A 23154-nucleotide genomic window follows, 5' to 3' on the forward strand; every position below is an offset into this window, starting at 1 on the left:
CTGAGTTTTAGAGTGAATAATCAGCTAAAATAAGGATATTAATCCCTTCATTCAAGGAGCTCAACTCATAAAACCATCTTAAAATATTTCAGCTACTGCTTAAACTGCTATTTTTACATCCATGAACAGAATTACACTCTTATTATTGCTATCGGTTTGTGTGTTATCAGCTCAAAAAAAGGAGCAAGACACTTTGACCGAGGTTATTTTGGAATCAAAAGCCCTTGACCGCAATCCATTGGTTATTCCTATTGATCAGATCAATATCCGCGATCTGGAGCGTCACACCCCTTCCAGTCTTATCCCTGTGTTGAACGAAACTCCCGGGATTCATATTTTTTCGGGTGCACTTAATACCAACAGGCTGACCATCCGGGGTATAGGCTCCAGAACACCTTACGGAACCAATAAAATTCAAGCCTATTTTAACGGAATCCCGATTACCGGCGGAACCGGGGAAACTACCTTTAACAACTTCAACCCTGAAAGTTTTGAAAGCATAGAAATCATCAAAGGACCTAAAGCAACTCCCTATGGAACCAATTTGGGTGGTGCCTTGTTGATGAACACCAAACAACCTGAGTCAGGGAAAATTCAGCTAAATGAACATTTTACCCTTGGTTCTTTCGGTTTACTGAAAAACAGCCTTTCCGCAGGATATGGCAACGATTCTTTTTATTTTAATTTGATTTCAGACAAGATGTTAAGTGACGGCTATCGGGAGAACAGCCGTTATGATCGCGACGCCCTGCTGCTCGATATGGGATTTACATGGAATGAAAACAACAGCATTCAGTTTTTGTTCAGTCAAATAAACTACAAAGCCGAAATTGCGAGTTCTATTAACTATTCCGATTTTATACAAAACCCGAAAAAAGCAGCCAACAACTGGATGGCAGCACAGGGTTATGAAGATGATAAATCCACACTTCTGGGTGTTAGTTATACGCACACATTTTCAGAAAAGCTAAAAAACACTACTGCTGTTTTTTATTCCTATTCAGACCATTACGAGCCCAGGCCTTTTAATATTCTGGATGAGTTTACGGGCGGCTACGGATTTCGATCAGTGTTTTCGGGAGGCATTCCCGGCAAGCTTAAAAATAAATTCAACATAGGAACCGAATTGTATACAGACACCTATAACTGGAATACCATCGAAAATTTATATGAAGAAAACAACAGACAAGGAAGTTTGGAAGGTGCGCTGCTAAGCGACAATAGGGAATACAGAAGCCGGTGGAATACCTTTGCTGATTTCAGTTTGTGTTTCAACAAATTTGTGATGCAACTAGGGCTCAATTTCAACAGCACTTCCTATTCGTTTAGGGATTATTTTAATCAGGGGGAAACCAATAAAAATGCTAAGCGTGAGTTTGATGCGATTTGGGCGCCCAGTTTAAACCTGCAATATCATTTTACGCCACAACACCAGCTTTTTGTGAACTTCAGCTACGGGTTTTCATATCCAAGCCTGGAAGAAACCTTAACTCCGGATGGTGTTATCAATCCCGAAATAGGTCCTGAAACCGGGATGAACTATGAATTGGGTACTGAAAACTTCTTTTTCGACCGAAAATTGAAAGTAAGTGCTACTGTTTACTATATGGATGTTGAAAATCTTTTAGTGGCAGACCGTGTTGGCGAAGATCAATATATTGGTAGAAATGCCGGGGAAACATCCCATAAAGGATTGGAATTTCAGCTCAAATATATCACTGAAATTTTTCCCGGTGGAATTCTTCAACCCTATGTAAATGCGACTTTCAACCGCCATGAATTTGTTGATTTTGTGAGTGCTGACAATGATTTTTCGGGCAATAAACTCACCGGAGTCCCTGAAAATATCATCAATGGCGGAATTGATTTCAGACATCAAATCGGTTTTTATGCCACAGCAAGCTATCGGCATATCGGTAGCATCCCGATGAATGATGAGAATACGATTTTTAACAAAGCCTATAACCTCATCAACTTAAAAGCCGGCTATAAAACATCCTTATTTCCTGATTTTGATATTGAATTTACGAGCGGCATCAACAACCTGTTCGACAAAAAATATGCGGCTTCAGTTTTGATCAACGCTATAGGTTTTGGTGGTGCAGAACCTCGTTATTACTATCCGGGACTGCCTGTTAATTACTTTGGAGGGATTAAACTGCATTATGTTTTTTAAACAAAAGAAACTTATTTGAAAAAGCATAAAACCTATTGTCATGCTGAGCTTGTCGAAACATAATTCAATGACGTCTTCGACAGCCCTTCGACAAGCTCAGGGTGACAAATTAACTTCTAAAGATACTTTTTAGATAATTTCATCCTATTGCACCTTCTTTAGCCAGTGTTTTATATTCACTTCCTGGTCAACAAGATCACGAAGTTCTTCGATTTTCACCCGTTTTTGCTCCATGGTGTCACGATGTCTTAAAGTCACTGTGTTATCTTCCAGCGTATCGTGATCTACCGTTACACAAAACGGAGTTCCCGCAGCATCTTGACGGCGATACCTTCTTCCAACGGCATCTTTTTCATCATAGGTGATATTGAAATCCCATTTTAAGTCTTCGTAGATTTTTTTGGCAATTTCCGGCAGACCGGCTTTTTTCACCAACGGCAAAATAGCTACTTTGGTAGGCGCCAATACCGCCGGTAATTTCAACACGGTTCGCGTAGTTCCGTTTTCCAATTCTTCTTCCTGAAGTGAGTTGGAGAATACCGCCAGGAACATTCGGTCTAAACCAATCGAAGTTTCCAACACATAAGGCACATAGCTCTTGTTTTCTTCCGGGTCGAAATATTGCAGCTTTTTATTGCTGAATTCTTCGTGCTGACTCAAATCAAAGTCCGTTCTCGAGTGAATCCCTTCCAATTCTTTAAATCCGAATGGGAATTTGAATTCGATATCCGCTGCCGCATCGGCATAATGTGCTAATTTTTCATGGTCGTGAAAACGGTAATTGTCTTTTCCCATTCCCAGTGACAAATGCCACTTCAATCGGGCTTCTTTCCAATAGTCGTACCACTCTTTTTGAGAACCCGGTTTGATGAAGTATTGCATTTCCATCTGTTCAAACTCCCGCATACGGAAGATAAATTGTCGGGCAACGATCTCATTTCGGAAAGCTTTTCCGGTTTGGGCAATCCCAAAAGGAATTTTCATCCTTCCCGTTTTTTGTACGTTTAGGAAGTTTACAAAAATCCCCTGGGCAGTTTCAGGCCTTAAATAAAGATCCATCGCTGTATCTGCTGAGGCTCCTAATTTGGTCCCGAACATCAAGTTGAATTGCTTCACGTCCGTCCAGTTCTTACTCCCGGTATCAGGATCGGCTATGCCTAACTCTTCAATCAATGCTTTTACATCAGCCAGGTCTTCTTTCTCCAACGATTGTCCCAATCGTTTTAGGATAGCGTTTGCCTGTTCAGTATATTTTACCACACGGGGATGTGTGCTTACAAATTGCTCTTTATCAAAATCATCACCAAAGCGTTTTTTCGCCTTGGCCACTTCCTTATCAATTTTTGCTTCGATTTTGGCCACATAGTCTTCTACCAAGACATCCGCCCTGTATCGTTTCTTGGAATCTTTATTATCGATCATGGGGTCGTTGAATGCATCAACGTGTCCTGAGGCTTTCCAAGTGGTAGGGTGCATAAATATGGAGGCATCTATCCCCACAATATTATCGTGCAATTGCACCATGGCTTTCCACCAGTACTCACGGATGTTTTTTTTCAGTTCTGCTCCATTTTGCGCATAGTCGTATACTGCACTTAATCCATCATAAATTTCGCTTGAAGGAAAAATATATCCATATTCCTTCGCATGCGATATTACTTTCTTGAATTGATCGTCTTTATTTGCCATGTCGCAAAAATATACTTTTTATAGAGAAGTCCTTTAAACTTTTTTCAATTGACTACAAAATAATCGGTTTAGATATATTTACAACAATTTGTACCGCCCGCCTAGTGGCGGGCTTAAAAGACCTTTTACACGCCCTTTCTCTATCAATATTTCACCCCTAACGGGGTTTGATTAAAGTCCGTAGGACTGGAAAAAAACAGACTGCATAGGAGTTTAAGCCCGCCCTAGGTGGGGCAGCACATTTTAGTCTTGAGAATATGGATTAATGAATTAAGAATTACAAGTTTCGAGGGATAAACCCTTTTTATTTCAGTATAAAAGCAGAAGAGGCCAGCAAATTCTCTTTGTAAAACACATTGACGCGGTAATCGCCTTCCAGTTCGAGGTCTTCTACGACAATATAATCACAAATCCCCATGGGTTTGTTTTCGTAGTCGATAACAATTTTTTTGCTGTAAACAAGCTTTTTATTATTGAAGGTCACCGTATTCAAATTTCCCAATATTTTATTTTCAGGATCGACAAACTGAACGTAGAATTCCCTTTCGCCGGGTTTTAAGAGTGTTCCCGGGACAATATTAAAACAAGCCCTGAGGCGATCGGTTCTGGAAACCCTGTTGGTTTCGATCACCTTTCCGTTAGCTCTCGCCTTATATGCCATTCCACTCAGGATAGAAATATTTAGCTCGTAGTTATTATCAACCTGACGGGAAAGCTCGATGTTCTCGTTGATAAGTGAATCGGTAAACTGTGTTAAATTTTCGTTGGCACTTTTTAGTGCATTGGAATAGCGTTCCAACTCGATATACCGCAATTTGGTACTGTCTATTTCTTTAGACAAAAGGAAGTTTTGTTGCTTGATCGAATCGGCAATTCTGTGTAGCTGCTTATTTTCTTTCCTTATTTCGGCCAATTCCCTGCGATAGCGACCCAAAATCTGATAATCTACTTCCAAAAAACGGATGGAATCCATCAGCATGGCTATACGTCTTCTACTGTATTCTATCTCTTCAATGTGAGCATCGTTCTCTTTAGCCAATTCATCGAGATCACTTTGGATTGTTTCCAAATCCTCAACGATCATCCCTTTGGCATTCTCCAAAAAAGAAACCTTCTCCTCACTCTCGACATAATTGAAATAAGAAAAACCCGTTAGTGCAGCGATACACAGTAGTAGGATTCCCAATATTATTTTTTGCCCCAATTGCTTTTTTTGAGCACTCATTTAAAATAATTAGATTTGAATATAACTTAATGCAAAAGAATTGATTAAGGCCATAAAGATAGCAAATGATCTTCAAAATTTATTTTTTCCTACAACTTGTTTAGGGTGTGGCAAAATAACAGTCTCCAACGAAACAATACTTTGTGTTGAATGCCGCCATCAGTTACCGCTTACTCAATTCATTAATGAGAACGACAATCTTACCGAAAAAATATTTTTTGGAAGGATAAAAATTGAAAATGCGGCTTCTTTTTTACATTTTCATAAAAAAGGAGTCGTTCAACACCTTATTCACAACCTAAAATATAAAGGTCATGAAAAAATAGGTGCTTTTTTCGGAACATGGATGGGAAGCGAACTATCTCAATCCCATCGATTCAACGATATCGACATGGTTATTCCCGTTCCGCTACACAAAAAAAGACTCCGACAGAGGGGGTATAACCAAGTGTCGGAATTCGGTAAACATCTTGCCAAGGAATTACAAATTCCGTTTCACGACGATATGTTACAACGCACACGCCATACCAAATCACAAGCTTTTAAAGACAGTGCAGACAGAGCCACAATAACAAGTGGTGATTTTTTGGTTAGCAAAGATGAGCTATTGGTCAACAAACATATTTTAATCGTCGATGATGTTGTGACGACCGGAACAACATTAGAAGCTTGTATCAATGCCTTTCCGAAGGATAAAAACATAAAAACAAGTATCGTTACTATTGCAATTACTTCTTAATTGCATCGTTATTTAATTGCTTCTTTACTAAAAATAATCGTTATTTTGCAGCTTTAATTAGGTTTCATGAAAGCTAAAAGACTCTTAAGTTACGGCCTGTTTTTTGTTTTATTTTTCAGCTTGTTGAATTGTGCTAAGCGTGGAACACCCGCAGGTGGCCCTAAGGATGTGACTCCTCCGGCTATCACTTCTTCAAGTCCGAAAACAAACACCACAAATTTTACGGCCAAAAAAATCCGTATCGATTTTGATGAATATATCAAGCTTAAAGACCTGCAAAAACAACTGATCGTCTCACCGCCCTTGGACAATCAACCTTTGGTTTATCCACAGTCTGCTGCTAGCAAATATTTGGAGATCGAACTTATGGATACGCTCAAAGAAAACACCACCTATGTTTTTAACTTCGGAAACAGTGTGGTGGACAACAATGAAGGTAATCCTTATCCGTTTTTCAATTACGTTTTTTCTACCGGGGATTATATCGACTCCCTTCAACTGGAAGGTTTTGTGATGGATGCTGTTGATAAAAAACCCGAGTCGTTTATTTCGGTTATGCTTTATGAGGTAGATTCTACCTATACCGATTCTGTCATCTACCAAAAACCTCCTACCTATATCACCAATACATTGGACAGTTCTGTGATATACAGATTGACCAACCTAAAAGAAGGAAAATACAGGTTGATCGCAATGAAAGACGAGGCCAATAATTATCGTTTTGACCCAAAAACCGATAAAATCGGCTATCTCGATCATTTTATTGATATCCCCAACGATTCTATTTACGGATTGAGTCTTTTTAAGGAAGTGCTCGATTTTAAAGCTACCAGACCTTCAATCATCGCCAAAAACAAGATCTTTTTTGGTTATGAAGGGGATCCGGAAGGAATGGAGATCAAATTGCTTTCCGACAAACCGGATGATTATGAATACCGTACTTTTCCCGATATAGAAACTGATACCATTAATTATTTCTTTACCCCTTTTGAAGCCGATTCGCTGGTGTTTGAAGTAAAGAACAAAAGTTTTATCGACACTTTTACCGTGCGAACGAAAAGTTTATATCCCGATACACTGGTGGTTGCCCAATTGAACAAAGGATTTAAACTGAATGATTCTATACGGCTTCATGCAAGTACCCCTATGGAATCGTTTAACGAAGAGTTGATCACTGTGATCAACAAAGATTCTGCCGAGGTGGAATTTACAGCCAATCTGTATAAAGAAAAAAATATTTTCAGTATCAAATGGGACACCCAAGCTGATGAACAATATCGCATCACGCTACTTCCCGGTGCTCTTGAAGATTTCTATGGAGAAATTAACGATACCCTTAACTATAGTGCCAGAACCAAAAGCCTGGCCGATTTGGGAAGTATGCGTGTTTCGCTGAGGAATGTTGATCAATATCCGCTTATTTTACAACTTACCGACAACAATGGTGAAGTAAAAGAGGAAATCTATGTTGAAGAGGAAAAATATGCCTATGAATTCCTCAACATACAACCGGCCACCTATTCCATCCGGGTGATACACGACACCAATGGCAATGGAAAATGGGATACGGGTAATTTTTTAAAGAAAATTCAGCCCGAACGTATTAGCTACTATCCCGATCCGGTCGAGTTGAGACCCAATTGGGAGATCGAACAGGTGTTTACCCTACAGTCGCCGTGATTGTCGATATAATTACATTTAATGATACTTAGCGAACCTTGCGTATTTCTTTGCGTTCCTTGCGGTTAACTTTTTCCATAAAGAACATAAGGATTTTCACTTTATAGTAAAACTGTCCCTGTCAGATAAAAATTTAAGTTTTTCCCGGTATTTTTTCAATTCGGATTTATCGAGAGTGGCATAAAGTGTCTCTTCGGTTTCTGAATAGGTCAGTTGTTTCCCCAATGCATCATAAACTGTTGAATGTCCGCTGTACTCATAATCATTCCCGTCGAGTCCTACCCGGTTCACTCCTATACAATAGCTCATGTTTTCGATCGCACGGGCTTGTAGCAACACATCCCAAGCTTGAATCCGTTTTTTAGGCCAATTAGCGACATAGATCAACACATCATAATCTTCCACATTTCTGGACCATACGGGAAAACGCAGGTCGTAGCATATTTGCGGACAAATTTTCCAGCCTTTGTAATCAATAATCACTTTGTGGTTGCCTTTTGCATAAACCTCATCTTCTTTTGCCAGTGTAAACGTATGTCTTTTGTCATAGTGAAGAACCGATCCGTCGGGTTTTACAAACAGCAAGCGGTTATAAAAACAATCATTTTCCTTGATAACCACACTTCCCATTATGGCAGCATCCTTTTTTTTTGCCCATTGTTGAAGCCATGACACCGTTTTGCCATCCATGGTTTCAAAAACAGCAGCGGGATTCATCGTAAACCCGGAAGGAAACATTTCCGGGAGGACAATCAAGTCCGTTTCCGGAGTTACCGCTTCTATTTTCTGCTGTAAAACCTTTCTGTTTTCCTTTGGTTTTTCCCAAACCAAAGGGGTTTGTATCAAAGCTATGTGTAGTTGTTCTAGCATCACTTAAAGATAACGAAGTATTTTATTGTTTTGTTTTTGTATTAGCTTTTTTGTTCTGATTTTAGTCATACGTGGCACGAGCCAAGAGGCTCGCACTAGCGGATATAATTAATCAATCTTCAAAAACAAGTTTATCAGGGTTTTGTTTTGTGTGAAAAACATCAAGAATCAACACCCGCTCCGCAAAGTCTCCCGACTTTGCGGAACTCTTTTGTTTACATACCCTCCCATTAGTACTTATCATAATTTTTCCTTTTCACTACATTCTTTTAGGCTTACCTTTTAAACACATCTATCCAATACACAACGGTTGCCGTTATAAAATGTGCCTTACTTTGATCCCGTATGATATAGCCTTCTTTCAATCTTATTTCTTGTTTTTTGGCTTTTTTGCTTTGTTCTTCCGCGAAGTCGGGAGACTTTGCGGAGCGGAAGGATTTCCTAAAGAATTTCCTAATTCTAAGAGTGTATCTAAAACCATTTCAGCGTTTTGCGGACTGTCAGAAAAAATATAATCGTAAATATCTGTTAACGAATTTTTTGCTTCCTCTGACCAGACTACCAACACAACTAACGTTTTAATATAGAGTGCTTAATTTCTTGTGAAGTATAGGTGGTCGCACCTTCGCCCACACCTTGGCTAATGCCTTCAATATGCTCTATGTATTGACGGCGGGTCAACGGACGACCCTTTGTGGTATAGGCCACGATTTCGGTTTCGGTAAGAATGGCTTCTATCTTATCCAAAACATTTTTGTCCTGAACTTCCAGCAGACGTTTGGTCAAATCTATCTTACGTTTTGATGTGGTTTCCATAAAGCTAATTTACAAAATTTTAGGCATAAAAAACCAAGCAACACGTAAAGCCTTGAAAGGTTGCCTGAATAGGACTTCAACGGGCAACGCTCGCGCTAGCAATATCCACTACCATACTCCCGGTGAAAAATCTTCCGGAGCAATTTGAGGTTGGTTTGTCGTTCCTGCATCGCCGGTATCGTTGTATATCGTCCATTCAGAAAAGGTATAAACAGCGTTGTTTTGTGTCACTTCGGGGTTTCTAAGGGCTCTTCCGTCTTCAAATTCGTGGTTGGTTCCTCTTCCTTTTTCTCCGGGGACACCAAAGAGATCGACTACCATTCCGTTTCCATCGACCAGTTCGATATTATCGTCGCCATTGGAGTCGGCTGCTCCGCCACTACCGCCCTGCATATCGGGGGCAAAACCATAGGTCGCTTCAAAACCTTCTGCACTGGCAGCAATGACAAAAGTGGATTGTGGGGGGATGACATATGCCGAAAGGTCGATCACTCTGCTTTCTGTATATGCTGTATTGTCATTGGTATAACGACGAAGTGTCCAATTGGTCAAGTCCACAGCTTCGCTGCTGCTGTTGTACAATTCAATAAAACGCATGTTTGTATTCCTCATGCTGTTATCCGGATCGGCAATTTCAGAGATAAAGACAAATTCATTGGTATATCGCAACGAACAATCTTCATAAGGCTGATCGGAGGCAAAATCGGAAACATCGCGTACATAGAACCTGCCATCTATTGGAATTCCTGTTAAAGTTCCTTTTCCATCGGGAATGGCATCGTTGGCAAAGGTCGCTGTTTCTATTAATTCCACTGTACATTCTTCCGTACAGGTCGTCAGAACCGTATTGGTGGCAAAACTTCCTTCCAAATCTTTAAACTGCAGGTCGGGAATCTGAACGAGTTGGTTGTAAAAATCCCCTGAAAAGACTTCATCTATGGAAATTTCGACAGGCGTTGGTGAAATTCCCGTATTTTGACTGATCACATGATCCGCAGAAATATCAGAAATAATGATCCCGGTTTCCGTATTTTCCAAAACCGCATCGAGCAGCGCTACTTCAATTTCTTCATTTAAAGTCAAGTTATGGGTTTCATCAAAAACCACAGCAATTCCAGCGGTTTCATCCTGAAGGACTAAACGGTCAGGCCTGATATTTTGTGTTACTGCTGAAGAGGTAACTATTCCCCTGATCTTGATATTTTCTTCCACAGTTGAAGATGTTTCCGCGTAGGTCGTAGCCAAATAATCAATTGTCACTGCTGAGGCATTGTCAAAGACATTACATTTTTCTTCAGTCATTAAATTGACATCCTCAAGATTTCTGATCATCAGGCGATATTCATCGTCATCATAAGTCAGAATCCCGGTAATGGTTCCGTTTTTATCCAGCAAGGCTTGATCACCGTTTTCAAATTGACGTCTTGTTTTCAGCACAAGTTCGTTGGCGTAACAGTCGGTCAACGTACTGTAGGTATCCTTTCCATCGACTACAAAAGTGGTTTCTTCTTCAAATTGAACATCTTTAAAGCTTATCAACGAACCGATATGTTCTTCTGTCAATTCTGGAACCTCAATCAATTCCGGTGTAATTTCAACTTGTTCATCTTCCATATAGAAGAAACGGTAAAAGTCTTCCTCTTCTACTCCGCTTATTTCGGTTTCTTCCATTGTGCTCAGGACAAATCCGTCTTCTGTTTTATCCAACACCAAGCCTTTTGCGGCCAGTACTATTTTCCTGTTCAGCTGAAAACCTCTTTCATGGATTCGGATTTCGCCGATAAGCACTTTTACCCCTCCGGTTTCATCCTGAAGATAGATTTCCCTGCTGAAATTACCCGAAGCGTCATTCGCCACCACCGAAGTCGAAACCACCAGCCAATCATTTATTGTAATCGGCTCACCTTGATATATTTCTTTGATTTGCTGAAGCGTGGTATTGGCTTCCGGGGTTTCACAAGTGTATTCAACACCGCCACAACGGGCACCGTTCAGGTTGACATCTTCCGTATCGCGGATGGTCAACACAAAATCGTCTCTTTCGCGAGTGAGCACCCCTATAATACTTCCATTTCCAATTGGCATGGGTTCAGCATAAAAATCTGCATAACCACTATTTCTTAAAATCACGGTGTTTCCTTTACAATCATTCAATTCATGGTCTGTGGTTTCTTCGGGTTCGGCATAGTTTTTACAAAGACTTTCGGGTGATAATTCCACATTTTGTAAAGTCACCAAAGTATTTGTCATCGTACTGTCCAATTCAGAAATATTTACCTTTTTTACTTTGATCTCTACTGGCGATTCACAACTGACAAAAAGGTGCTCTTTCATTTTAGCGACCGGCAACCTTCCAATCATTTTATTTCCAAAAGCTGAAAAAACGCCACCCAATTTAAACGTTCCTTTATCGTTATCGAGGTATAAGCCTTTTAGTTTGATGAATATTTTTTGACCGATTCCGTAGGAAAGGTACAAATCCCATATGTCCAAATCGATTTGAAGACCTTGTGTCGGATTTGTGGGATGATCTTGAAAGTGCAGACTTCCAAAAATATTCCCGGTTTTGTCTTCAGAAACAACATAACCCTCTAGGATCAGATCATCGTGAATTTGCAAGATTTCGCCTTGGTATAATGCTTTTACGTCTTCAAAAGTGGTATTGCCTTCCAGTTTTTCATCAGCACACACATCTTTCGGAGTATCATATTCATCATCTTTCACACAGGAAAGCACACACAGGATCAGAGTGAATAAAATCCCTAAAATTTTCCCCGATTTGTAGATTTGATGTGTCATTTTTTAAAAACTTATTGCCAGATTTACAAAAAAGGTGCGTCCGTAGCCATACCAATATTTATTTCCGAACATGGGCGCTCCCCGTTTTACATCCTGATAGGCCTGTTCAAAATTCCCATTTCTACTCTGCTCAAAACCTCCGGTTCTGTAGGTCACGTCAAACACATTATTGATGCTCGCAAACAAACTGATGTATGTCCCATTATGTAACCATGATTTCCCTCCGGTAAGATTCAACAAATAGACAGGCGATAGTTTTTCCTGTTCCAAAAGTTCGCTGAGCAATTCACCTGTAGCCTCAGGGAAAGAACCGCCTTCGGGGTTTTCCAGAAAGCTGGCAGTTCGCTTTATGGTAGAAATATCTACATAATTATCATCCAGATAATTGGCGGTCATCCCCACCCACCAATATTTGGGTGCTCTGTATTCCACCCCAACCGAGTAAGCTTTTTGCGGACCGACGGCCACTTTATAATCTTTTATTGCTGCTGTCCCAAGATCCAATTCGCCATCGAGGTTGATCAGTTCTTCTTCGGCTCCTGCGGTATCAAAATTGATGGTAACCTCAGCATCATCCACATAGCTATAATCTCCATAGGCTGCAACAGCTGTTAGTTTTATTTCTGATGTTGCCTGATAGGAAAAACCCAGTTCAGCTCCGTAATGTTGTTTTTCAATACCAGTAACTACTTCTTGCACAAAATCACTTCCCACACCTGAATTCACATAAAAGAAATTGATATCGGTTACATCTTCAAAACGGGAATAATAGCCCGTAAGTCGGGCTGTCATGCTAGGCAGGCGCATGAAATATGACAATTCACCCGAATAAATGGTTTTAGATATCAGGCTGTCCACCACTTTATTGTTTTCACGAGCATTGACAAAGGTATTCCGAACCGTTGGCGCTTTAGTCAAATGACTAAAATTTCCTTTGAAAATATGTCTGTTGGTCAGTTTATATGAGAAACCCGCCTTAAAACCGGTGTCGGTAAACGATAATTCTTCGCTTTTCCCTTGTGAATCGTCAAAACGTTCATTTTGAAAAAGTCCTTCCCGCTGGTAATTGGTTTGTCCCACCTTGGCTGAAAGGTAGAATTTGAAGGCATTGAAGTAGATATTCGCTTGTATAAAACCGTCAACCACATCAGCATTCATGGTGTAATTGTATCCCATTCGGTCGCCTTCTCCCTTTTGTAAATTCCCATCCACATCATTTCGCGTATCGGAAAACGCATCGATATCCTCATGAAAATCCCCTCCCAAAAGGTCGAGTAGATGTCCGTAATTTTCCGCTTGAGACGAGGTGTAGTTCAATCCGTAATCCAATTGCAGTGTCGGACTTATGGTATGGTTCACCACGGCGTTGAACATTGTTCGTGTCTCGTCGGCGCTGTCTTCATACAGCACATACGAACTTTTCCCGTTACGTTCCGGATTCTGATTCACCGCATAAAGCGAAGCCCAATCCAGTTGTGGATTATTCTGAAAAGCCTCTTTCGCCATATTGGCATTGTCAAAATTGGCGCCCAGGCTGCTGTTGATATAAAAACTGGGCAAATAGCGGTAATAAACCGGGTCTGGACTCGGGGCGTTGTAATAACCCAACCGACTGTTTCCCATACCCCCAAACTGCCATGCCGCCCCAAAGCGAAGCTTGAATTTATCACCATCGTGATTGTAATTGAACATCAAGACCGGTTCCTCCACATTCCGCACCCTTGAATTGCGAATGTCACCATCCTGCTTTCCCCAATATGAATTGTATTTTCTCCCCGCCAGATCAAAAGCTTCAGCAGTAATTGGTGCCGACTTCCCCCGACGATTGGGAGTGTAAAATCCGGTGAAATACACACTGTTCTTTTTGTTGAATTGATATTCTACTGAAGTAAAAAATGAATACGAATCATATAAAGTCCCATCCTTATAGCCTTCACCCGCCCAACGTCTGGAAGCTGAAAGGGTGTAGGCAAAACCGCTTTTTCCAAGACCTGAACTGTAGGTCGCCATCAGTCTACCGAGATAGGTCCTGTTTGAAGCCGACGTACTCAACCGCAATCCCGGCCTGAATCCGGACGGACGCATATCGATATGTGTTGTTCCCAACATACCTCCAAAACCATAAGGTGTAGTTTCGAGTCCGTTGAAATATTCCTGATTTCGGGTTACGTCATTCAATCCACCCCAATTATTCCATTGCGGTCTACCGTTAAACATTTTATTCATACGGATGCCATTGATGAGTACGTCGCCGTATTGCGAATCATATCCCTTAACTTTAAAAAACGACTGACTAAAATCAAAAGCGGCACGGGTGAGGAAAACATCTCTCGTGGCTTGTAGCATTCCGCCGGATAAATCGATGTCCACATCATCTACAAAATCATTTTCCGATAGGGTGACCAGGTTTTCATTCTGAAGTTCGGTGACGTCCATCTCCAGATAAATCGCATTAAAATCCACTTCTGATTGACTTGAAGTACTGAATGGCAATTTTTTGGACAAATGACCTTCTTTGCTAACCCATAAAACATGTTTGCCCTTGGTGATTCCCCTGATGATAAAACTTCCTTCTGAATCGGTTTTTGTCTGAAAAAAAGTCCCTTCTATAACTATCTCAGCATTTTCAACAGGTCGTTTTGTCCTACTATCATAAACAATACCCTCAACAGAAAATACCCCTTGAGCATAGGAAAATTGAGATACACAGAGTATGAATAAAAGAGAATTAAGTAGTTTATCCTTCATTTATAAAATTTGGTTGATGCAATATATAAAAAATAAATTATATTTACAGCAAACTCTAAAAGCAAAATGAGTATAAAAACATCAATCATTAGCATATCTTACCTTGTTGTATTATTTTTTCTAACTGAGGTGAAAATAAATCTGATCGTTTTTCTTTTATTGTTGTTGTCCTATTTTTACGGCTATCCGCAGGAAAAACAATATTCGGTCACCACAGTGGCTTTTTACAATCTTGAAAACTTATACGACACCGAAAACGACAGCCTAATCCGTGATGATGACAGGACGCCTGACGGAAGATATCAATGGACAGAAAAACGATACCGCTCGAAACTCACGAATATGGCCAAGGTTATCAACCAGTTGGGATATAAAGCCATTGACACTGTTCCCGAAAACAATTTCCCCGACATCATAGGTTTGGCAGAAATAGAGAATAGAAAAGTGTTGAACGACCTCATCAGCCACCCCCTACTCCTCCCTGCCAATTACGGAATCGTGCATAAGGATTCGCCAGACGAACGCGGTATCGACGTGGCATTACTTTACAGGAAAGACAGTTTTATCCCCAATAATATTGATTCCAGAAGGTTAATCATACATAATGATGAAGCCTATAGGGATTACACGCGGGATCAACTGGTCGTGGATGGTTATTTAAACAACGAACGTTTTTGCTTTATCGTGAATCATTGGCCTTCAAGGAGTGGTGGCGAACGGAGGAGCAGACCTTATCGGGAAGCCGCCGCCCGGTTGAATAAAAAAATTATTGATTCGCTTCAGTGGAAGCATCCTGATATCAAAATCATCAGTATGGGGGATTTTAACGACAATCCGACCAACAATTCGTTTAAAAAAATATTGCGGACTCAAGGAAGCCGAAAACATCTGGAAGAGGGCGATCTCTACAATCCCATGGAAAAGATTTACAAAAAAGGAATAGGAAGCTTGGCATACAGGGATGAATGGAGTTTGTTTGACCAAATTTATTTTACTGAAAACCTGTTAAAAAACAACAGCTCGTACCGTTTTTGGAAAGCAGGAATTTATGATGTCGATTTTTTAAAGACTAAAAACGGCAAATACAAAGGTTATCCCCTACGAACTTTTGCCGCCGGGGTCTATACCAATGGCTATGCCGACCATTTTCCTGTGTATGTGTATTTGGTGAAGGAAAGGTGTGATTAGGTTTAAATGTTTTATTAGCTCTTCAAGGGTTTGAAACCCTTGAAGAGCTGGATTTTGACATACCCCCGAGGCGAGGCTTCGGGATGTCGTGTAAAAGAAGGGTTCAAAAACCTTCAAGGTCTGAGTTTTTTACCCTTTAATCAATTTCCTAACGGAATTACCATGATCGGTTTCCAAAACCACGGCATACATTCCCGGGGCAACAGCACTGATATCAAAATTAACAGTATATGACGTTTGTCCGCTCGCTGTTTTATGAGCCATCATGGTGTTGCTGGTTAGGTTGAACACTTTCAAACTGATATCCCCTCGTTCTTTTAGTTCAATACTGACATCAAACACACCGTTGGACGGATTGGGGTATATAAGGAATTCCTCGTAACTTTCTTCCCGCTCTGTTTCGGTATTAGGACCATCGATCGAAGCGTCATTCTCCAACACCAAGATCTTTTTTGTTTGATAGGCTTCACATTCCCCTACATGTGTTAGCATTGTGACTTCATATTCACCCGGGGCTTCAAAATACAACTCCATTTGATCTTGGTCTTGGTCTACCAGTATGGCTTCTTCGGGCACTATCCATTCAATACTGTCGGGCAAAGGATTGGTGACATCTATAGCGGTGAAGCGTTCACCTACAAACACCTGACTGGATACAAAGAATTCAGCATTTATAACACTATCACTTTCCTTGATTTCTACACTATCTATTCCAATACACCCCTTGCTGTCTGTTACCGTTACGGTATAAATTCCCACTTCATTTACGGTTATCATCGAACTCGTACTCGAAAAACCATTATCAGAACCCCATTGATAAGTGGCTCCGGCATCATCAATAGTTGCATCCAATATCCGCTCCTGATCCACGCATAATGTGGTGAGGTCTTCTCCAAGATCTATTATCAATGGTTCCGGATTTATCACTTCATAGGTACGCTCGATAATCTCATCGTAATAACCTTCAATAACCACCTTGTAACTCCCTGCACATAGACCTGATATTTCTGATGTTGTAGCTCCGCTATCCCATTGATAGGTATAATTCCCTACACCATCGTTTACCAAAAGGCTGATACTGCCATCACAACCATCTGTACAAGTTGGAGGGATAATAGTGGGCTCCACAATATCGGGTTGGGTTACCTCATAGGTTTTTGTAATCATACATCCGTTGGCATCAGTGACTTCTATATGATAATTTCCATGAATCAAGTTACTAATGGTTGATGTATTACCGACATAAGAATTATCTTCTGTACGGGTCCATATGATATCATAGGGCTCTAAACCTCCAATGATATCTACTGAAATAGCTCCGTCTGTACCCCTATATTCGCTGACATGAGTAACCAGTTCATTGGCAAACTCCAAGGGCTCGTACAGGTTTTCAATCAAATACTCTTGTTCCACCCAACATCCGTTGGCATCGGTGACCGTTACCGTATAATTCCCCGCGCCCAACTGTTCCACATCTTCTGTTGTGGCATTATTCGACCAATAAATATCGTATGGGGCTGTTCCCCCGAAAATACCAATGTCGAAACTTCCGGTAGTGTCCCCATAACACAATACATCCTGTTTGCTTTCAAGGCTAACAGATAATAAATCGGGTTCTGTCATTTCGTGTATTTCTGAAGTGACAGTAGCCTCGTTGGCGTCTGTAATTATCACTTGATAACTTCCCGCCTTAATATCCACCAAAGTAGCTGTGGTTTGATCTATCAGGGTTCCATCAGACACATCATACCACTCATATTGATAAGCTTCAACTCCACCACTAACATTAGCAAACAATTCTCCGTCATTATCACCCTGGCAAAGGAGGGAGAAGGTCTCTTCAAGGTCGACAAGCAATTGTTCCGGTTCGGTAATCGTGAATTCTTTAATAATCGAACAATTATTACTGCCCCCTTCTACTGCATTGGCATCTTCAACAACCAGTGTATAATTCCCTGGAGCCAGATTGGCTATATCTTCTTCAGTAGAAGTAAATCCGTTATCGGAGAACCATTCATAACTGTATGGAGCTGTTCCTCCCGTAACTGTAATCTCTATGGCGCCATCATTCCTTTCATAAGCCGTACTGTTACTCACCAAGGAATCTTCAATAACAAGAGCACCATCGGGTTGACCTACAGTTATGGTTTCTGTGTATTCACAATCATTGGAATCAGTAATGGTAACCTCATAATCTCCCGATGTTAAGTTCATGATATCTTCTGTTTCTGCACCATTATCCCAACTGTACCGGTAGGGCGAAACACCTCCACTGACTGCAATATCAATACTCCCTTGGTTATCGCTATAGCACAGGTTGTCTTCTACTATAGCTTCCAAACTAATCGCTTCAGGTTGGGTAATTTCTATGAATTCAGTAGTAAATGAGGCTGTTGAGCCCGATTCATCTGTTACAGTAACTCGATAGTTTCCTGCAGGAATATTGTCTAACACCGGGCTATCAACAGAAGTGAATTGGTCATTGCCATCTTGTTCCCATTCATAATGATATGGTCTTATCCCTCCCTCTGCCGTAACGGTAATGCTTCCTGTGGAAAAACCGTTACATTTTATATGGATTGGCTGAATATTGGTTATCAAAAGTTCATCGGGTTCGGTGATGATGATAGGGGCTGAAAGTGATCCTGTACATCCATTTTCATCGGTAACGGTTACTTGATAGCTTCCGGCAGGGAGGTTTGATAATGTGTTGGTATTTCCGGGATAAGCCGCTCCGTCTTTTTCCCAAGAATAAGTATAGTCACTTCCATTTGCTAATGTTCCCCCTTCAGCTTGTATTTCTAATGCTCCAGAATTGCCTCCGTAGATGGTGTTGTCAATATGGGCATCCGGATTTTCATAGACTTCGAGAGCGAAAGGCTCGTCTACCGTAATGGGAATTTCATAGGTAACTTCACAACCGTTAGTATCCGACACAATCAATGTTGTATTGTCAGTATAAACTTCTATCGGAATAGTGAAAGGAGATGGTCCAACTTCCTCAAATTCATTCATTCCATCCAGCTTGTATTTATAACCTCCTGTTCCCCCACTTACGGTTACGTTTATTTCTCCGTCACGGGCTCCATTACAGGTGATGTCATTGATTGTGACATCAGTTATAATTACTTGAGTTACCTCATCTATTACAAAAGTCTGAGAAACTGTAGCTGCGGGATTAGTAAAATCATTATTATCATCAGTAATTGTTACTGTATATTCCCCAGGGGAAAGCCCCTCTATTGTATGACTATCTCCCATTCCTTCTTCTAAAAATGGATTTCCATCTTTCATCCATCTATATCCATAATTTGGGCCATTTGTTGTTTCTGAATAACCATCTTGTGGAGTTACAGTGATACTACCATCATTAACATCATAACAGCTGATTTGGGTGTCAGATGAACTTGCAATACTTATCTTAGTTGGAGCTGAAAAACTTACCCCTCCCTGTTCTATACTACAAGCACCACCATTATTGGTTACCCGAAGGGTATGATTTCCTTCGGGAATTTCACTTATCGTCACATAATTTGACGTATCGGTAAATTCAGGCACAACTGAATTACCATTGGTATCCAACAACTGATATGTAAATGGCCCTACACCGCTAACAGTTACCTGAACCTCCCCATTTGTTGCCCCTTCATAGGTGGGTTGTTGAGTGATATTAACACTTGTTATGTTCAACGGATTGGAAACAGTTTCTATCTCAACAGTTTCCATATCCAGTGAAACACACTGAATTCCATCTTCCAAATTAATCCGAACATTGATGGTATGACTGCTCCCTTGGGGTAATCCTGTAAACACACTAGAATTCTGCCAAGTAACACCATTATCGATTGAATATTCGTATTCACCCGACTGAAAATCATCTCCCCCGGAAGCAGTTACTGTAATCGTCCCTGTATCATCTCCACATATCGGTTGTGTTACATCAGTGGAGAAGATAACCGGACTCGGCGATTCCACCGTAAAAGTCTCTGAAATCTCCCCGCTTTTTACTATTACATTATTTCCATCATATTGAATAGACTGATAGACTACAAAGTAATCTTGGGAATTTCCCGGTATATCCGGGTCTATATTTGAAGCTAGATTAGTGATGGTTGCCTGATTGGAAGCATTAAAATCTCCTATAATGGTATCTCTTGCCACATCCGGAAAACCCGGGTTGTCCCCGTCTTCTTCCAAATTGTTTGGATTGCCTTCAAAGAAGGCTCTATTGGCTTCAGTCTCTTCATAAATGTAAAAACGCATATCATAACCCTCCTCTAAATCTTCTGCAAAAGTAAAAGTTACAGTACCATCTGTACTATCGGAACAGGTGGTGTAATTGTTTTCTGATATAGATGAGAGTTCGGGGGAGCAAGCGATAAAGTCGTATGTAGCAGTTGAGTATTCATAATTAAGTGTTGGATTTTCCACATAATTCAAACGTATCGTAAATGCTTCTTCATCTGGCAAATTTGGAATATCACTATAATTGAGTGTAAATTTCTTAGGATGTCTTGCATAGGGCAAAAGATTATAAACATTGCCATTATTATAAATTATATCTACAGAATAACCCATCTTAGAATTATCAAAACAAGCTGGATAAGCCATAAACTCATGTGACTCACATTTTTTTAAATTGCTTGTTTCTGTCGAATAATTATTTAATGTGGCAAAATCAATTATTTGAATTACATTAAAATAATTGAATCTTTTTTCATAATATCCCCCCGAAGGACTACTACAATCTACAGTCCACTCAAATAATGCACTAAGTTCACAAGTTTGCGTAACCGTTCCAGATTCTGGTATATCCATGCAAGTTGTATATTCAGAAGGAACATTCTCTGCACTATGCCCCATCAATTTCCAATTAGCCTCTTCGTTAGTACTTAATATAAAATCTTCTTTATAATTCCCTAACTGATTTCCTCCCGGAATGGTAAAACGAAGCAAAGCATCTGAATATCCATTACTTGCACTCTGATCAGACAGTAAGCTAAGCACCTGATTTATTTCAGGAAATTCAAAAGGATAGCTGCCAGTCTCAACTATATCATACTCTATTTTATAATAGTAATTCTGTCCAATCGCAAACTGAGTAAATACAAATGCTATTATAAAGTATATTCTTTTCATTCCAAACTCCTTAATATATTATACTTATTCTTTTAATCTCAGACAACACCCCTCCGTTGGTCATTACTTGCAATCCATATCGGTATTGGGTGTTTATTTCCAACGCGTTATCTTCATAACGGTTTACGGTTCCATCTAAAGTTTTATACAACTTTAATTGTTTATCGTCTTGTGCCCGGTATATTTTATACCCCACGATTTCATCTGCTTTGGCCTTCCAGGTCAGGGTAATAAAACGCATTTCCCTATTAGCAAATCCGCTAAAGCGTATGTCCCCTGCCTTAATTATTTTCGCTTGGGTACGTACCGAGACCGGGTTTGCCGGGCTGCTTTCCAGATCGGCTTCGTCTATTGCCGTTACGGTATAGCTGTACGGCTTTCCATTTTCTATTTCAGTATCGTTATATTCATTAGGCGTTAGGGTATCAATAATGGCTATTTGCTCCCATAACCCATCGGTAACACCCAAGTTTTTCCTGTAAACAATATGTTTTGACACATCTTCACTAGAGCTCGGGATAAAACGGAGATCGACCCCATTTTCAGTTACTTCGTAATCTTCAATGACGGGCGGGGAAGGCGCAGACATGTCCGGCTTTTCCAATGTCAATATCTCAGAAAAACCGGAGGCATTGTAGCGTTGATCCTGGGCCAATATTTTATAATAAATGTTTTCATTTAGGTTCTTTACCGAAATAGTGTCCACAAATGTGGTTTCCGTATAAACTTTATTGGTTATCTGGGCAAACTCGGCCTCTATATTGTTGGAGCGATACACCCTGTACCCGGACAGGTCGGGTTCTGTATTCTTGTCCCAACTTAAATTTACGACCCCGGTGGTATCGATTGTCCCCTGAAGATTTAATGGAGCCTTAGGGGGAATGGAATCCACAGGCTGTACCATGGCGGCGAAGGAAGGATTCTCTTTTCCGTTTTTGCCCATGGCCACTACTTTGAAGTAATTGATACGTCGTAATTTATCATAGGTGGCCTTTCTTGTTTGCGGTGAAATGTTATCGAATACTGTTTCATAATTTCCGGTAGCTGTATTAGCCCTCCGCAGTTCAAATCCGTTGATTTTTTCTTCTCCTTCTTTGGGGAATTCCCATTCTATTATGGCTGTTTTGTTGTCAAGAATATCCTTAAAAATAATATGCGGATTGTACTTTAACAGCTCTCGTGCCTGCCCTTTTACGGGTTCTGTCGGTGGTCCTGTTTCCCCAAAAGAAGAGATTCCCCTTACCCGATAATGGTAAGTTTTATTATTTGGGATGGAATCTACCATAAAAAGGGACAGTGTAGGGTCATCGATGTTCTTTTCAGCATTAAAAATGGGCTGCTTGTTGAGTTTTTTATAAGTGCTACCATTATTCGATCGTTCTACTTGGTAGCTGGTATAGGTGTTTTTCAACAAGCTAAAATTCCAGCTTATCTGTGTTTCTTTATCGCCAAAAACCACGGCAAAATCCACCGGTTTTGGTAGAGCTTCATACATGTCTGTTCCTGCATATACGCTTCCTTCTTCTATTTGAAAAGCTTCCGGGTTGGCCACTTTTACCCGGTATAAATAGCGTTCCCCGGGGGTCACGGAGGCATCTTCGTAGCCCAAACCTGCCATTTTAGCCGCTTCATAGCTCTGTTCCGCAGCCAACAAACCAAAGGTAAAACGCTGTTGTTGTTGGCTATTGGCTTCCATAACGGCATCGAGCCCTACCCGTGCGGTTACTTCAAAACTGTCGCCATAAAGGGCTTGTGCCAGTACCGCAGCGTTATTGTCCGCATTGGCAATAGTTTCCCATTGTTCCAATGGGGCCGGTTTTATAGGGGTTTGGTTGAGCGTAATGGTTTCCAGGGGCAAAACCGCTTCTCCATTCCTCGAAACAGTCACCCGTTCGAGATAATACCCAATGGTATTCAGTTTATTCCATGCATAAGGGGTGGTTGGCGCCCAACGGAGCAACACTTTGTCTTCCAAAGAACGGGCCAGGACTTTTATCGCAGGTTTTTCCGGCTCTTGGGAAAACATCAATTTTCCAAGAAGTAAAAAAGCTATTATATGTATGTGTTTTATACGCATCAATTCAA

General features: G+C 40.6%; 13 protein-coding genes. 4 read left to right on the forward strand and 9 right to left on the reverse strand.

What is annotated here, in order from left to right; translation table 11 throughout:
• Positions 1 to 121: 121 nt before the first annotated feature.
• Entirely contained in the window at positions 122 to 2176 is a 2055-nt protein-coding gene (locus tag OOZ15_RS11340) for a TonB-dependent receptor family protein (protein ID WP_265956526.1), read from the forward strand.
• 144 nt (positions 2177 to 2320) lie between these two features.
• On the opposite strand, the gene OOZ15_RS11345 is transcribed toward OOZ15_RS11340, so the two are convergent.
• Positions 2321 to 3865 (reverse strand): glycine--tRNA ligase, encoded by a 1545-nt coding sequence (locus tag OOZ15_RS11345; protein WP_265956527.1) that lies wholly within the window; start codon positions 3863 to 3865, stop codon positions 2321 to 2323.
• A gap of 304 nt (positions 3866 to 4169) precedes the next feature.
• The gene (locus tag OOZ15_RS11350; RefSeq protein WP_265956528.1) at positions 4170 to 5090 is read right to left on the reverse strand and encodes a hypothetical protein; all 921 of its coding nucleotides are present in this window, start codon (positions 5088 to 5090) and stop codon (positions 4170 to 4172) included.
• Positions 5091 to 5130: 40 nt separating this feature from the next.
• Between OOZ15_RS11350 and OOZ15_RS11355 the strand changes: the two genes are divergently transcribed.
• Entirely contained in the window at positions 5131 to 5829 is a 699-nt protein-coding gene (locus OOZ15_RS11355) for a ComF family protein (RefSeq protein WP_265956529.1), read from the forward strand.
• A 66-nt stretch (positions 5830 to 5895) separates the two neighbouring features.
• On the forward strand, positions 5896 to 7509 hold the full coding sequence (locus OOZ15_RS11360) for an Ig-like domain-containing domain (RefSeq protein WP_265956530.1): 1614 nt from the start codon (positions 5896 to 5898) through the stop codon (positions 7507 to 7509).
• 96 nt (positions 7510 to 7605) lie between these two features.
• Here OOZ15_RS11360 and OOZ15_RS11365 read toward each other — a convergent pair whose 3' ends face one another.
• The 5 genes from OOZ15_RS11365 to OOZ15_RS11380 form a co-directional block, all read right to left on the reverse strand.
• Positions 7606 to 8379 (reverse strand): amidohydrolase, encoded by a 774-nt coding sequence (locus tag OOZ15_RS11365; RefSeq protein WP_265956531.1) that lies wholly within the window; start codon positions 8377 to 8379, stop codon positions 7606 to 7608.
• 367 nt (positions 8380 to 8746) lie between these two features.
• Positions 8747 to 8947, reverse strand: a complete 201-nt coding sequence (locus OOZ15_RS20440) for a type II toxin-antitoxin system RelE/ParE family toxin (RefSeq protein ID WP_416337319.1) — start codon at positions 8945 to 8947, stop codon at positions 8747 to 8749.
• 2 nt (positions 8948 to 8949) lie between these two features.
• Positions 8950 to 9195 carry a hypothetical protein gene (locus OOZ15_RS11370; protein ID WP_265956532.1) on the reverse strand — a complete coding sequence of 82 codons (246 nt, stop codon included), beginning with the start codon at positions 9193 to 9195 and terminating at the stop codon, positions 8950 to 8952.
• Between the two features lie 108 nt (positions 9196 to 9303).
• A complete protein-coding gene (locus tag OOZ15_RS11375; protein ID WP_265956533.1) occupies positions 9304 to 11994 on the reverse strand; it encodes a DUF5689 domain-containing protein in 2691 nt (896 codons plus the stop codon).
• A gap of 3 nt (positions 11995 to 11997) precedes the next feature.
• Positions 11998 to 14742 (reverse strand): carboxypeptidase-like regulatory domain-containing protein, encoded by a 2745-nt coding sequence (locus tag OOZ15_RS11380; protein WP_265956534.1) that lies wholly within the window; start codon positions 14740 to 14742, stop codon positions 11998 to 12000.
• 66 nt (positions 14743 to 14808) lie between these two features.
• Between OOZ15_RS11380 and OOZ15_RS11385 the strand changes: the two genes are divergently transcribed.
• Entirely contained in the window at positions 14809 to 15930 is a 1122-nt protein-coding gene (locus tag OOZ15_RS11385; protein ID WP_265956535.1) for an endonuclease/exonuclease/phosphatase family protein, read from the forward strand.
• A gap of 129 nt (positions 15931 to 16059) precedes the next feature.
• On the opposite strand, the gene OOZ15_RS11390 is transcribed toward OOZ15_RS11385, so the two are convergent.
• Entirely contained in the window at positions 16060 to 21069 is a 5010-nt protein-coding gene (locus OOZ15_RS11390; RefSeq protein ID WP_265956536.1) for a T9SS type A sorting domain-containing protein, read from the reverse strand.
• Between the two features lie 10 nt (positions 21070 to 21079).
• On the reverse strand, positions 21080 to 23146 hold the full coding sequence (locus OOZ15_RS11395; RefSeq protein WP_265956537.1) for a fibronectin type III domain-containing protein: 2067 nt from the start codon (positions 23144 to 23146) through the stop codon (positions 21080 to 21082).
• Between the last annotated feature and the right edge of the window lie 8 nt (positions 23147 to 23154).

Source organism: Galbibacter kalidii (assembly GCF_026241135.1).
Taxonomy (GTDB): Bacteria; Bacteroidota; Bacteroidia; order Flavobacteriales; family Flavobacteriaceae; genus Galbibacter.

What these genes read in the sequence shown, in the direction of transcription:
- OOZ15_RS11370 (WP_265956532.1), bottom strand. Translation starts at nt 9,195, where the DNA reads ATGGAAACCACATCAAAACGTAAGATAGATTTGACCAAACGTCTGCTG.
- OOZ15_RS11390 (WP_265956536.1), bottom strand. Translation starts at nt 21,069, where the DNA reads ATGAAAAGAATATACTTTATAATAGCATTTGTATTTACTCAGTTTGCG.
- OOZ15_RS11375 (WP_265956533.1), bottom strand. Translation starts at nt 11,994, where the DNA reads ATGACACATCAAATCTACAAATCGGGGAAAATTTTAGGGATTTTATTC.
- OOZ15_RS11350 (WP_265956528.1), bottom strand. Translation starts at nt 5,090, where the DNA reads ATGAGTGCTCAAAAAAAGCAATTGGGGCAAAAAATAATATTGGGAATC.
- OOZ15_RS11345 (WP_265956527.1), bottom strand. Translation starts at nt 3,865, where the DNA reads ATGGCAAATAAAGACGATCAATTCAAGAAAGTAATATCGCATGCGAAG.
- OOZ15_RS11365 (WP_265956531.1), bottom strand. Translation starts at nt 8,379, where the DNA reads ATGCTAGAACAACTACACATAGCTTTGATACAAACCCCTTTGGTTTGG.
- OOZ15_RS11385 (WP_265956535.1), top strand. Translation starts at nt 14,809, where the DNA reads ATGAGTATAAAAACATCAATCATTAGCATATCTTACCTTGTTGTATTA.
- OOZ15_RS11340 (WP_265956526.1), top strand. Translation starts at nt 122, where the DNA reads ATGAACAGAATTACACTCTTATTATTGCTATCGGTTTGTGTGTTATCA.
- OOZ15_RS11380 (WP_265956534.1), bottom strand. Translation starts at nt 14,742, where the DNA reads ATGAAGGATAAACTACTTAATTCTCTTTTATTCATACTCTGTGTATCT.
- OOZ15_RS11360 (WP_265956530.1), top strand. Translation starts at nt 5,896, where the DNA reads ATGAAAGCTAAAAGACTCTTAAGTTACGGCCTGTTTTTTGTTTTATTT.
- OOZ15_RS11395 (WP_265956537.1), bottom strand. Translation starts at nt 23,146, where the DNA reads ATGCGTATAAAACACATACATATAATAGCTTTTTTACTTCTTGGAAAA.